The 13,531-nt window shown below is 43.1% G+C and carries 14 protein-coding genes; 4 read left to right on the top strand and 10 right to left on the bottom strand.

What is annotated here, in order from left to right; translation table 11 throughout:
- Positions 1–263 precede the first annotated feature (263 nt).
- The 6 genes from ACHUFV_RS20015 to ACHUFV_RS19990 all read right to left on the bottom strand — a co-directional run bounded on the left by ACHUFV_RS20015 (position 264) and on the right by ACHUFV_RS19990 (position 7,177).
- Positions 264–1,220, bottom strand: coding sequence for an ROK family glucokinase (locus tag ACHUFV_RS20015; protein ID WP_394237206.1), 957 nt, complete (start codon positions 1,218–1,220; stop codon positions 264–266).
- Between the two features lie 169 nt (positions 1,221–1,389).
- Positions 1,390–2,412 (bottom strand): LacI family DNA-binding transcriptional regulator, encoded by a 1,023-nt coding sequence (locus tag ACHUFV_RS20010; protein WP_394237205.1) that lies wholly within the window; start codon positions 2,410–2,412, stop codon positions 1,390–1,392.
- Between the two features lie 85 nt (positions 2,413–2,497).
- Positions 2,498–2,989, bottom strand: coding sequence for a PTS sugar transporter subunit IIA (locus tag ACHUFV_RS20005; protein ID WP_394237203.1), 492 nt, complete (start codon positions 2,987–2,989; stop codon positions 2,498–2,500).
- A gap of 18 nt (positions 2,990–3,007) precedes the next feature.
- Positions 3,008–3,796, bottom strand: a complete 789-nt coding sequence (locus ACHUFV_RS20000; RefSeq protein WP_394237201.1) for an endonuclease/exonuclease/phosphatase family protein — start codon at positions 3,794–3,796, stop codon at positions 3,008–3,010.
- Positions 3,797–3,799: 3 nt separating this feature from the next.
- Entirely contained in the window at positions 3,800–5,440 is a 1,641-nt protein-coding gene (locus ACHUFV_RS19995; protein ID WP_394237199.1) for a PTS transporter subunit IIBC, read from the bottom strand.
- Positions 5,441–5,506: 66 nt separating this feature from the next.
- Positions 5,507–7,177: a glycoside hydrolase family 13 protein gene (locus ACHUFV_RS19990; protein WP_394237197.1), complete on the bottom strand. Its 1,671-nt coding sequence runs from the start codon at positions 7,175–7,177 to the stop codon at positions 5,507–5,509.
- A gap of 799 nt (positions 7,178–7,976) precedes the next feature.
- Here ACHUFV_RS19990 and ACHUFV_RS19985 point away from each other — a divergent pair.
- From ACHUFV_RS19985 to ACHUFV_RS19970, 4 genes are all read left to right on the top strand, one after another.
- Positions 7,977–8,444 carry a sigma-70 family RNA polymerase sigma factor gene (locus ACHUFV_RS19985; RefSeq protein WP_394237195.1) on the top strand — a complete coding sequence of 156 codons (468 nt, stop codon included), beginning with the start codon at positions 7,977–7,979 and terminating at the stop codon, positions 8,442–8,444.
- 162 nt (positions 8,445–8,606) lie between these two features.
- Positions 8,607–8,831 carry a DUF1659 domain-containing protein gene (locus tag ACHUFV_RS19980; RefSeq protein WP_394237193.1) on the top strand — a complete coding sequence of 75 codons (225 nt, stop codon included), beginning with the start codon at positions 8,607–8,609 and terminating at the stop codon, positions 8,829–8,831.
- Positions 8,832–8,865: 34 nt separating this feature from the next.
- On the top strand, positions 8,866–9,084 hold the full coding sequence (locus tag ACHUFV_RS19975; protein WP_394237191.1) for a DUF2922 domain-containing protein: 219 nt from the start codon (positions 8,866–8,868) through the stop codon (positions 9,082–9,084).
- Positions 9,085–9,645: 561 nt separating this feature from the next.
- A complete protein-coding gene (locus tag ACHUFV_RS19970) occupies positions 9,646–9,786 on the top strand; it encodes a YvrJ family protein (RefSeq protein WP_394237189.1) in 141 nt (46 codons plus the stop codon).
- A 102-nt stretch (positions 9,787–9,888) separates the two neighbouring features.
- Here ACHUFV_RS19970 and ACHUFV_RS19965 read toward each other — a convergent pair whose 3' ends face one another.
- From ACHUFV_RS19965 to ACHUFV_RS19950, 4 genes are all read right to left on the bottom strand, one after another.
- Positions 9,889–10,224, bottom strand: coding sequence for a 2Fe-2S iron-sulfur cluster-binding protein (locus tag ACHUFV_RS19965; RefSeq protein WP_394237188.1), 336 nt, complete (start codon positions 10,222–10,224; stop codon positions 9,889–9,891).
- Positions 10,225–10,266: 42 nt separating this feature from the next.
- Positions 10,267–11,181, bottom strand: coding sequence for a catechol 2,3-dioxygenase (locus ACHUFV_RS19960; protein ID WP_394237186.1), 915 nt, complete (start codon positions 11,179–11,181; stop codon positions 10,267–10,269).
- A 68-nt stretch (positions 11,182–11,249) separates the two neighbouring features.
- On the bottom strand, positions 11,250–11,636 hold the full coding sequence (locus tag ACHUFV_RS19955) for a VOC family protein (RefSeq protein ID WP_394237184.1): 387 nt from the start codon (positions 11,634–11,636) through the stop codon (positions 11,250–11,252).
- Positions 11,637–11,791: 155 nt separating this feature from the next.
- Positions 11,792–13,210 (bottom strand): amidase, encoded by a 1,419-nt coding sequence (locus ACHUFV_RS19950; protein ID WP_394237182.1) that lies wholly within the window; start codon positions 13,208–13,210, stop codon positions 11,792–11,794.
- Between the last annotated feature and the right edge of the window lie 321 nt (positions 13,211–13,531).

Raw genomic sequence — 13,531 nt, 5'->3', positions numbered from 1 at the left:
CAAAATCCCCCCTGACCGAAAACCCTTTACGTACATCTGTATTTCTACAAACCTCCGTTTATCCCCTTCCACCATTCTATAAGAATTCTTATGATTTCCTTGGACGGCATATGAATAAAAAAAGCGGGGGGACGGTTCTTCCGCTTCCTATTGAAATGAAAAGGAAGCAGGAGAACCGTCCCCCTGCTTCCGGGTGAGATGAAAAAGAAGCAAGAGAACCGTCCCCCTGCTTCAATGGGAACCCTCCTCCTGCTTCTTCTGTTTCAGCTTAGTTTTTGTTTTGCGAGCCAGGCTGCTCCGATGACGCCTGCTTGGTTGCCGAGTGTGGCTGGGACTATTTCTACTCCTTGGGCTACTCTTGGGAAGGCAAATGGTGTAAAGGCTGTTTTTAACGGCTCTAGTAATGCTCCGCCTGCTTTTGAAACACCGCCTCCGATGACAATTTTTTCGGGGTTTAATCCATTCGCTAAATTGGCTAAGGCTAGGCCTAAGTGGAAGACAACCTGTTCAATCACACGGTTGGCAAGCTTATCGCCTTCCTTTGCTGCATCAAATACTAGTTTGGCTGTGATTCCCTTATAATCTCTTAATAGACTGTCCTCTGAAGCAGTAAGAAGCTCTTCCTTTGCGAGACGGACAATGCCTGTTGCGGATGCTATCGTCTCTAAGCAGCCTTTTTTCCCACAATTACATGGTGCGCCTCCAATTGGAACAGATGTAATATGGCCAATTTCACCGCCGGCACCATTTGTTCCATGCACGATTTCCCCATTCACAATGATCCCGCCGCCGACGCCTGTACCTAATGTGACACATAACAGGTTTTTCGCCCCGTTACCAGCACCTTTCCACATTTCACCAAGGGCAGCTACATTGGCATCATTTTCTACAGCCACTGGCAAAGAGGTTTCACGCTCAAGGATTTCCTGCAGCGGGAAGTTCTCCCAGCCTAAGTTAACAGCAACCTCAAGTGAGCCGTCATCCTCATTTACCGGCCCTGGAGCGCCAATTCCAATCCCGATCAACCGATCCTTTGTCTTCATGAATTCAGCTAGCTTTTCATCAATTGATCTCGAGATTGATGCAGGAATTTGCCTCCCCTTTTCGCTAGTATCCGTAGCAATTTCCCAGCTGTGCTTAATCTCGCCATCCATACTAATAAACGCCATTTTAATAGTGGTCCCGCCTAAATCAACACCAACCAGCCATTTTTCTTCCATCATTGATTCCCCCTTTAATCTGTGTAGTATATAATTTCTATTTTTAGTAAAACAGGGTACCCGACCCTCTGGCTCCTTTTGGCACTTTCAGGACCCAGCGCCCCGTCCCCGTGGTCCTTCCCCGTGGTCCTAAAAGAAAAGCCGCCATACAGTACGGCGGCCATCTTTTTTATCGTATTTTTTTACAAGAACTCCGCTCGGTCATTCGATAAGGTACGATGATTCTTTTAGCAGGTTCGTCCGGGTTATTAATCTTTTCGATCAAGCTTTTCATAGCATGATAGCCCAAATCAAAAATATTAATATCCACCGTCGTTAATGGAGGCTGCGAAATCTCAGATAATAGTAGGTTATTAAAGCTGACAATCGAAATATCATCTGGAACACGAAGCCCCATTTTCTCCAATGTATTAATGATCCCGAAGGCCATTAAATCGTCCACAACCACTAAGGCTGTTGGCGTTTCCTTCCGTGACAACAGCTCTGAAATCGCCTGTTTTCCACCTTCAATTAAGAAATCCTCGTGGACGATGTAATCCTGGCAAATGGAAATCCCGGCTTCTTTTAACGCTGTCTCGTATCCCCGCTGACGGTCCATTGTCACCATTAAGGAATGATTTCCCCCAACAAAAGCAATTCTTTTATGCCCAAGTTTCAGCAAGTAGTCCGTTACTTCCTTTGCGGCGCTAAAATTATCATTATCAACATGAGAAATTTTCTCCACGTCATAGGAGGGCTTTCCGATCATTGTATAAGGAAAGTTCTTTTCCTCTAGAAAAGCCATTACCTTGTCATCTATGCGGGAATAAAGCAGAATCACACCATCCACACGCCCGCTCTGAACCATTCGGACAACCCCGTCATAGATCTCCTCTTCCATTTCCCCTGTTGAGAACTGGATTGCATATTCCTTCAGATGGGCCATTTTGCTAATCCCGCGAATGACTTCAGGAAAAAATGGATTTTGAAACACTTTATCGGTTGAGTTTGGCATCACAAGCCCAATGGTTTGAGTCGTACGGCTTGCCAGATTGCGCGCCTTATAATTGGGCTGGTAACCAAGCTCCTCCATCACCTGACGGACCTTCTTTTTTGTTTTATTACTGATTCTCGGATTATCGGCAATAACCCTTGAGACGGTTGATGGTGTAACATTCGCTGCCTTCGCAACATCCTTTATTGTAATAACCACCCTTTACACCCCCTTTGTAATGATCGTGTGAGAAAAAATTTTTGGTGGGCCAAGGGACCCGTCTCCCTACCCGTTCCCCTGGCCTTTAAGCCTTCACTAGTTCCATTATAATATCTTTGCCGCCTGTGGTGGACGTGCTTGTTTGTCTATTTTCGATCTTATATTGATCCCCATTTAGAAGGATGATTGGGGTAATTACTTCTTTACCAAGGCTTGAAACCTTTTCAAAATCAAATTCAGCAATTGGCTCGCCTTTTGAAACCTTGCTACCATCCTGAACTAATATTTGAAACCCTTCGCCCTTTAATTCAACGGTTTCTAGCCCCATATGTATCAGAAGCTCTGCCCCTGCTTTCGTGCGCAGGCTGATCGCATGCTTCGTTGGGAATACACTGACAATCTCCCCATCGACCGGTGAATACACCTGCTTGTCACTAGGAATAATCGCGACTCCGTCTCCCATCATTTTTTGCGAAAAAACGGGATCCGGGACTTCTTCGAGCGATACCACTTTTCCAGTTAATGGTGCCTGCACCTGTTCCGGTTCCATTTTTTTCTTAAATAATGATTTAAACATATCGTACTACCCCTTTTCTTATTTGATCGTCACCTCTACACCAAAGTGATCTGAGATAACCGGTTTATTTTTTTCGTTAAAAATAACAAAAGATTGATTTACCTCTACTGGTACGCTGGAAAAAATATAGTCGATCCTGAGATCATGTTTGTTTTCATCCCAGCCGGCGATTTTTCCAGCCACCGTAATCCCATCATCCGTCTGCTTCGCTAATTGATACGTATCATAAAGCCCTTTGCTCAGTATATAATCATAGCCTTCGCCTCTAATATGGGCGGCATTATTAAAATCACCCATCAGGAAAAACCTTTTATCCTTGCTTGCCATTCGATATAACTGATCTAGTTGCTCCTTAAACGGCTCCTCTTCATCCTCCCACCAGCCAAGGTGACAGGAATAAAAACGAAGCAATTCATCCTGAAAACGGATGGTGATGCCGGCAATTTTCCTCGTCTTCCAGTTCTTAGGATCCTCGGATTGGGAAACAAAGAACGATTTTTTTTCTACAATGGGATGCTTTGTTAAAAGAGCAACCCCCTCTTCATACACTGTATAGCTAAAATGGGAAAAGTCCCATACTAAACTATACTCATTTACCCCAAGCTTCTTTAATTCCTCAAGGAGCACAAGAGCAAAGTTATCTTTTTTGATCCTTCCATCGACACTTTCCGCATCGATGGATTGGTTCACTTCCTGCAGGGCAATCACATCATATGATTTTTCCTTAATCGTTTCAGCAAGGATCTTCATTTTTTCAATAGGATGCTCTTCGATCCAGGAGTGACAGTTTAGTGTTAATAATTTCATTTCCTACGCCCCTATATGATCTTGAATATCGGATTTTAAGACATCGGCCTTTGGGCCATAAATGGCTTGAACACCCTTCCCTTTGATAATTAAGCCAAGCGCGCCATGCTGCTTCCATTGCTGCTCAGATGCAACTGCATTGACATCCTTGATTGTGACGCGAAGGCGGGTCATGCACGCATCCACTTCTTCGATATTATCTTTCCCACCTAATAAACCAATAATGGCTGTGGCAAGTGAACCGTCCTGTTCCTTCGAATCAGCTTGTCCAGTTTGTCCAGCCTCTTCTTCCACATAGTTTCCTAAACGTCCTGGTGTCGCATATTTTAATTTTTTAATGAGAAAATTAGCCACAGTAAAGTTTAGTGCAAAGAACACTAGGCATGCAACCACAAAGTACACGAGATCTAACCATAAGCCCGCTTTTACTATCATCGGTGTTCTTGTTAACAGTTCAATAAAGCCGAAGGAATGAATTCGGATATGAACCAAATCGACTACCGCAAACGCCAATCCTGTCATGATAGCATAAACAACATAAAGCACCGGTGCGACAAACATAAACATAAATTCAATTGGCTCTGTAACACCTGTTAAAAACACCGCTAATCCAGCAGAAAAGAACATAGATTTGTATTTCGCACGTTTATCACTATCCACATTGCGGTACATCGCAATCGCAATCCCGATTAAAGATGCACATGAAAGAATCATTTGTCCAACCTTGAAGCGTGCTGGAGTTACATCCTGTAATAAGGCGTTATACCCTGCAGTGTCACCAGCTGCAAGCAGATTATTTAAATCAGCAATCCATGCAAGCCATAGCGGATCTTGTCCTGCAACCGTTGTTCCGGCACTTGAACCTGTTAGGATTGTATAGGTGCCGCCGAGCTCTGTATAGTTCATCGGCACTGTCAGCATATGATGCAAGCCAAACGGAAGCAATAAACGCTCTAATGCGCCAAAAATAAATGGTGCAACAACCGGTGCTGTATCACGAGATGAAGCAATCCAACGGCCAAAGTCATTTAACAAGCCTTGAATAAATGGCCAGATGATTGAAAGAATAAGAGCTGTTACAACCGAACCGGCAATCACTACAAACGGGACAAATCTTTTTCCGTTAAAAAAGGCCAGAGATTGCGGAAGCTTATCAAAATTATAGTATTTATTAAATAGATTGGCACCTAAGAATCCGGAAATGATTCCGACAAACACACCCATGTTCAAGGCAGGTGCACCAAGAATCGATACAAAGTAATCGCTAACAATTAGTTCACTGCCGAACAGGGAGGAAACCGTTGCTTCAGGATCCCCTAACATGGCACCATTGACGCCAAAGATGGCACCTGTGATTCGATTGATTAGGATAAAAGCGATTAAGGCAGCAAATGCACCGCCGGCACGCTCTTTCGCCCACGAGCCGCCGATCGCAACGGCGAACAATACATGAAGATTCCCAATAATACCCCAGCCGATTTCCTCCATCACTAAGGCAATCGTTTTAATGACAGCAATGTCAACGCCAAGCATCCCCACTAGCTTGCCGAGGGAAATCATGATACCTGCTGCTGGCATAACGGCTACAACAACAAGCAAAGCCTTTCCGAACTTTTGCCAAAAATCAAAGGATTTAAGTTTCATTTTCTCCAGTCCCTTCATCATTTAGAACTTTTTATGTGCAATCGTTTGCATTATTTGCTAAAAAAATTAGTTTATTCGATACACTCTTGCTTCAAAAGGCTTTAAGCTGCCGTTGTGAAAATCCACCTTTGAATCTATTGGATAATTACTGATTAGCATTTCCGCGTTTTTATTTTTCCATTGAGCGTGCGGAAGTTGGTACTCGGTTTCGTTTGCAAAAAGGTTGGTGATAATTAGATAGGTTTCACTTTCTAATGTTCTCTTGTAAGCAAAAATATGCTCATGCTCAGGTAGTACAAGCTCAAACTGTCCGTAAACAAATGTCGGATGGTCTTTTCGTAATTGAATCAGCGTTTTGTAGTAATGATAAATCGAGTCTTTTTCGTTTATCGCTTTTTCAACATTGATTTCTGTAAAGTTTGGATTTACCTTTAACCACGGCTGGCCTGTTGTAAAGCCTGCATTCTTTCCGTCAGTCCATTGCATCGGAGTTCGTGAATTATCACGGCCGTTTTTCCAAATGATCTCCATCAATTCCTCATGCGTCTGACCATCCTTGATGCCGTTGTGGTAGAGATTTTTAATCGCCACATCATTATAATCATTGATGGAAGAATACTGAACGTTGGTCATGCCAATTTCTTGACCCTGGTAAATAAATGGTGTCCCCTGCATGAGAAAGTACATGGTTGCAAGGCATTTAGCAGATACATCCCAGAAGTTTTCTGCGTCACCCCATGTTGAAACCGAGCGAGGTTGATCGTGGTTTTCCAGGAATAATGCATTCCAACCCTTTCCATTAAGCTCTGTCTGCCAGTTATGGAAGGTTTCTTTTAAAACCGGAAGATCAATACCGCCAGTTACACTTTTTCCCCAAAGGTCTAAATGCTCGAATTGGAAAATCATATTAAAGACACCGTTTTCCTCACCGACCCATTCCTCCGCCTGATTGGCTTTGACACCATTCGCTTCACCGACTGTCATGATGTCGTGCTTAGCAAAGGTTTCGCGTTTCAGCTCCTGAAGAAAAATTTCGATTCCTTCGCGATTCATATGACCTTCAAATGACGGAACATACTTTAGGTTTTTCGGGTTTGGTAAATCTGGAAATCCCGGAACCTTTTTAATATGAGAAATTGCATCAACACGGAATCCGTCAATTCCTTTGTCGATCCACCAGTTGACCATTTCATATAAGTCGTTTCGAACTTGTGGATTTTCCCAGTTTAAATCTGGCTGCTTGCGGGAGAATACATGCATATAGTATTCCTTTGTCTGTGGGTCGTACTCCCAAACCGAGCCGCCAAAGATCGATTCCCAGTTATTCGGTTCCTTGCCATTATGGCCGGGGTGCCAGATATAATAATCTCTGTATGGATTGTCCTTTGACGAACGAGATTCAATAAACCATGCATGTTCATCAGAGGTGTGGTTAATCACTAAATCCATAATCAGCTTCATGTCGCGGCTATGTACCTCTTGTAAAAGCTGGTCAAAATCAGCCATGGTGCCGAAATCTTCCATGATTCCTTTATAATCACTAATATCGTAACCGTTATCATCATTAGGCGAAGAATAAATTGGACTAATCCAAATCACATCAATTCCTAAGTCCTTTAAATAATCCAGTTTGGAAATGATTCCTTGAATATCGCCGATTCCGTCACCATTTGAATCCATAAAGCTGCGTGGGTAAACTTGATACGCCACCGCTTCCTTCCACCATATCCTCTTCATGATGTCGTCCTCCTCTTTCTTATGGTACTACTATATCAAAATGAAAAATTTTGTGCAACCGTTTGCATCAAAATTCTAGAAAAAATGCAGGGGACGGTTCTCCTGCTTCCTTTTTAATAACTTTTTTCTTGCTATGAAACGCATTTCATACATTAACCTTAAGAAGAAGGGTGTGGGTTGAGGCTTCTCACCCACATTGTTAAGCATAGTTGGCGTAACGCAATTGGCGGCGTGACAATGATGCTTGGGGCTGTTCATTTGTATGAGCAACCCTTTTTTTGAGCATTTTTCCTTCTCACATTGCTTTCCTAAGGGAACTAAAGATCATCATAGTTAGCTCAAATTACGTTATTGACTATTGCCTAATGACTCAATGAACTGTTCACCTCGCTGCCCTCTACTAGTCAAAATGAACCAACTATTTACTTAGAATGGTCTATAGAAGCGGCCATTCGGAACAAAGCAATACCATAGAGTACTACAGAGAATACTTCATAGAGTACTTCAAAGATTACCACAAGAGAAATATAAAAAGACTATCATCCCCATACGTTTGCTCCGTTCTAAAACTAAAAGAAGCAGCAGAACCGTCCCTCCGTTTCCTAAAATACTTCTTTTTTTCGCGTTTTTGAGCTGAAAATGCATTTTTCTGTACCCAAATGATCATTTTCTAGCTGCAAAAACGCATTTTCTGTACACAAAACGCGTTTTTCGAAATTCGAACTCCATCTGGTTTCGCGGTATTTTAGTGATACCCGGGAATACAAGGAATGGTGCACGTTCCGAAAGGCGTCCAGACATGGACTTTGAACAACTAGCTGCCGAGCATTCGAATATGATTCACTCTATTATCCATTCATTGCATATTTACAAAAATCAAGAGGACTTTTACCAAATCGGGTTAATTGCACTTTGGGATGCCGGCAAAAACTTTGATGCGAAGAAAGGGAAATTCTCCACCTATGCTTACAGCTTTATTAAAGGCAGAATTCTGTGTGCGTTAAAAAAAGAGAAGCAACACGACGACCTTTGCTACTATCCAAGTGAAGAATATTGGAATCTGCTACAGTGCGAAACAGACCTGCTAGAGAAAGAAACACTGCTAAGCTACTTCCGCCATCTCACAGACCGTGAACAAAAATGGGTCGTCCAACGCTTCTACGAAGGCCTGTCCAACAGAGAAATAGCTGACATGGAACATATGAAACTAGCAACCGTCCGCTCCTGCGAAAGACGAGCACTAAAGAAACTTCTGCTCAAAAACTAGAATTTTAGATGCAGAGGGACGGTTCTCCTGCTTCCGATTTATAGCTATCCGTTTGGTTGGAAGCACTAGAACCGTCCCCACGCTTCCATCGAGAAACTTTTTAAAATTCATAGGACACTTTTTGCCTCTTTTTCTATATAACAAGCATGAAAGGAGAGGATGATGAAGATGGCACAGACATTTGCAAAGGCGTTTAAGCTGCGGTTGACTTACGAGACAGGGAGTAGTGCAGATGGGAAACCGATTTTTAAGACGAAGACGTATGGTGGTGTAGTTGAGACAGCTACTCCGGATCAGCTGTACCAGGTGGGACAAGCTCTAGCTTCTCTGTCCATTCACCCGCTAGCAACCGTCGAAAAGAATGAGCTTTATGAAGTACTTGGCTAAGCAAGAGCGACAAGAATAGGAGAGGATGACAGAAATGGCAAAAACACTCGAATTGCACTTTATTAATAGTGTAGGTAAAACGGCTAAGCTGACGGTTGATTATCCGAAAGAGCCGGTGGATAAGATCGCTGTAAAACAGGTGATGGATTTGATTATTGCGGCCAATATTTTCGGCAGTGAAACTCAAAGCTTTGTCAGCGTGAAGGAAGCACGTATTGTGGAGCATAACGTAACCGATTACGAAATCGTGTAAGGTCCATTCCCTTCGTGATCAATGAAAACAAAAAGGCTGCTTTCCTTCCGGTAAGTAGTTCCGATAACGTGGAGAAAATCTAAAATCACAGCACAAATAACATAAGATTTCGTAGCATTGAATAACAATATAATTAGCACACAAAAGCTTGGGATTTCCCCAAGCTTTTGTCCTTCATATGTTTTTCTTGTTTTTATTAAAGGTGAATTTGTACAAGTTCATTAGACGCCAAAGTGAGTTTGATAAATAAGCGGAGAAATCTCTCTTAATTAAAAAATAGCGATGAAAATAGACTAAATAGACGGAAGGATTCCGACTATTGGCTTGAAAAACGTGAAAATGAGTCATATTGCTTTGCTTAATCGGAAAACCTCCGCTTATTTCCCCCGAACCGAGCTCTATTCTGCTGTCTAACCGAAAAATCTCCGTTTATATTAATTATCTCTCGTTACTCAAAAAGGAGTCTGCTCACTATTTGATATGTTTATCCGCCGAAACGGAACCACTTATCCTTCCGGAGGCAGCCTTTTCAAATATTAATGAAGAAACGAGGTGTCTTTCGTGGAACAGTTCATTCCCTTCATAGGTGAGGTCGGCTTTCCGATTGTCGTTACCCTTTTCTTGCTTTATCGTATTGAAGCAAAACTGGATAGCGTTGTTCAATCCATACAAAGCCTGCCGGAGCGCTTAGGTGGAAAATAATTTTCTGAGGGCCCCACTCGGTTTTGAGTTTTATTAATACATGGCTCATCTAAATAAAGAAAGGAAGCGGGAGAACCGTCCCTCCGCTTCCTTCCATTACACTTATTCTTTGGCTCCATCTAAGGAAGCAAGAGAACCGTCCCCCTGCTTCTCATAGTCTTCGATGGTGATGATGTTCAGGTTACTTTTTGGTGTCATGCAGCAGGCTAGGGCGAATTGGTTGTTTAGTTCTTCGTCGGATAGATATTCGTGGGAGCGGGTTTCTTCATGGTTGTACTCGCCTTCTAATACCTTTACCTTACACATTCCGCAGCCTCCACGCTGGCAGCCGGTTGGAAAGGGAATAAACTGGTCTCTTGCCGCCCTTAAAGGCGTTTGCTCCGGAGCACATTGATATTCAAATTGTTGATTTCTTGCCTTCAGTGATACTTTATACATGATTTCTCCCCTTTACTCTTTGATATCCTACACTATTCTTGATCAAGTTAATGCCTTCATAAAGGATTCAGACAGTTCACGGCGGTGATAGAAAATACCTTGTCCAATTTTATCCTCCGTCCAAGTAATGGTCGGCATATCAGGATATGAAAGATAACCGCCAGCGAAGGCCTCATTACGATTTCCTGATGGATCAAAGAAGTAAATGGTTTGTCCACGTGTAATGCCGTGGCGAGTTGGTGTGACATCAAATGGTACATCATACATAGATAATAGATCCGCTGCTTTAAAAACATCATGCAGGGAATCCACTGCGAATGCAGCATGGTGAAGCTTAGCATCAGGCCCTTTAACAAACGCTAAATCATGGGCTTTATTAGTTGAGAATAAGAAGCTGCCTAATAGCTCCTCTCCATCGACCGTTGTGATTTTTTCACTTTGTCTAAAATTAAGGGCTTCAATAAAGAATCTCGTTACAGTTTTAAGATCATCACCGGTAAGTAAGCAATGGTCAAGACGATGCGGCGCAATTCCTTTTGCTTCTAATGGCCATGGATGAGGGTTTAGTGTTCCAACGGATGTTCCTAAGAAACCGATTTCATGATAAAGCTCACAGTGATGCCCAGTTGGCAAAATAAAATGGACGGCTTCTCCTTCAGCTAATCTAGTATTGCTGGAAATACGTGTAGTCGTACAGCCAAATTCCTCTACTTTTCTTTCATAATAGGCAAGATCATCAAGCGTCTCTACTTTAAAGGCCATATGGGCTAAGCCCGCCTTGTTCGTTTTTGTTAAAATTAAACTATGATGATCAAACTCATCCCATGCTTTTAAGTAAACGCTGTTTCCCATTCTCCCTGTTTCTTCTAAGCCAATAACCTTTGTATAGTATTCTACTGATTTTTCTAAGTCTAATACATTTAATTCCACACGGCCTAAACGCATAATTCTTGCCATTTTTTCTCCTCCTTATATATGTAGTTTCTATGAGTAATAGCATGCCGTATTGAACATGCTGACCCGCCTTATTTTACTTTTTCTACTAACTGCAGCAGTTCCCGGCTCGGTCCATGAAAGAGGATCATGCGCCCGCCTTCGAGCGTCGGCTTCACTTCATCAGAAGTAAAGGCAATCTCTTTTCCTTTTAAAAAGGTAATCGTTTCATCAATGTTTTCAACGGTAAAAGCAAGATGGTTTACAATCCCCGTCTCACTATATTCTGTAGCTGCCGTTTTTTCTTGAATCAGCTCTATTTCCATATCCGGCTGTGATTCAAGATATAAAAAAGCCATTTCACGATCCGGTTTGCTTCCGCGTAGACGAACATTAAAGCCGAAGATTTCAGAATAAAACTGAATCGATTGATCCATATCGCGAACCATGATGGCCACGTGCTCCATTTTTTGTATCATGTAATTCTCCTCTTAATCATCATTTTGTTGTAGGAAGCAAGAGAACCGTCCCTCCGCATCCTTCGTTCGAGGAAGCAAGAGAACCGTCCCTCTGCTTCATTCGGCTCAAGGAAGCACTAGAACCGTCCCTCTGCTTCCTAGAACCGCCCCCTGCTTCATTGAGAGGCAAAGGAGCCAGTGCCGTGCGTTTGTAGGGCTTTGAGCCATGGGGCTGATTTTTCGTAGCAGTCGCCAATTTGGAGGACTTTTTGATCGGAGAAGGGTTTTCCGATTAGTTGAAGTCCTACTGGGAGGTTTTCTGCTGTGAAGCCACAGGCAACTGATAAGGCTGGGAAGCCTAGGATATTGGCTAACGGTGTTTTGCCAAGGGTAAACATATTGCTGATTGCCATGGATGGAACCATTGTCCCAATCTCAAATGGCGGCTGAACGTTTGTTGGGCCGACTAATGCGTCAATTCCCTGCATTTGTTGAATCGTTTCTCGCACAAACTGGTCTCTTCTGCGCTGGGCACGAAGGTAGGCTGTTGCGGAAATATCACTGCCAAATTCAAAGCGATATTTCAAATCATCTCCGTATAAATGTCCATATTTTTTCAATAATGGCTCATGAACGGAGACAACCTCTGATTGAGCGATTGTTTTTAAAGCATTCAGTGCTTCATCAATTCCAGGTAAAGCAATTGGAACGATCTCTGCACCAATTGATTCTAGCTGGCGGAAGGCTTCAACAACTACCCGTTTTACATCCTCATCCATTCCGGCAAACATATAAGGCTCATAGAATCCAAGTCTTACACCCTTTAAGTCACTTAATGACTCGTCAAATCCAACCTGAACATGTCTTTTCACAGAGGCCGGATCCTTTGCGTCATGCCCTTTCATAACCTCAAGCATGATGGCCGCATCCTGGACCGTTCTTGTCATCGGACCGACATGATCTAATGACCAGCTGAACGGAAGACAGCCCCGTCTTGAGACGACGCCATAGGTTGGCTTGAACCCGACGGTGCCACACATAGCTGCCGGCAGCCGAATGGACCCGGCTGTATCTGACCCAACGGCACCAAAGGCCATTCCTGTTGCAGTAGCAACTGCAGAGCCTCCGCTTGAGCCGCCTGGAATTCTTGCTAGATTCCAAGGGTTCTTGGCGCTTCCATAATGAGGATTTTCTGTCGTTGCCCCCATCGCAAATTCATGCAGGTTAGCCTTTCCGATAATAATGGCTCCCGCTTCCCGCAACTTTTGAACTGCTGCCGCATCTTCAGAGGGAATCCAGTTTTCAAAAATTTTCGAGCCTCCGGTTGTTTTTACACCCTTTGTTTGTAAGATATCCTTTACCGCAATTGGAATCCCATGAAGCGGTCCCCTGACCTCACCGTTCACTAGCTCCGCTTCCAATTGCTTCGCCTGCTCCAAGGCTTCTTCTTCCATAACGGTGATAAAGGCATTCACTCTTGGTTCATGCTCGCGAATTTGGTTTAAGGTCATTTTCGTTAGTTCAACCGGTGAAATCTGTTTCTTTTTAATGGCGCTACCTGCTGTTTTTATCGTTTCAAAAAGAAGTTCAGTCATGGCACTTCTCCTCATAATCTTCTAGATTAAAAGTATAGGCAGGCTCCAGCGTTGCTAATTCTATTTCCTCGTCATCTAAAATCGTGCGCAGGTATTCTTCTAACGTCATGTCATCCCTCTTTCGTTATGAAATTCTCAATTTTAAGCACTGTAAACTTGATTGTTGATTTCCGTTCCAGGCACTTCGCTTTCCGCGGGCGACCGCAGGAGTCTTCGTGCCTTCCACTACAATCAACCTGCTTACAAAAAATCAACACTCCAATTCAACATAGCTTTATTTTAAAAAGAAAAAAGGTGCCAGCAGGGAGATACCCTGTCCGA

This window comes from Niallia oryzisoli, from assembly GCF_043641075.1.
Taxonomy (GTDB): domain Bacteria; phylum Bacillota; class Bacilli; order Bacillales; family Cytobacillaceae; genus Bacillus_BD; species Bacillus_BD oryzisoli_A.
The sequence above is the reverse complement of the archived record's forward strand: the minus strand, read 5'-3'. Positions and strand labels throughout refer to the sequence as shown.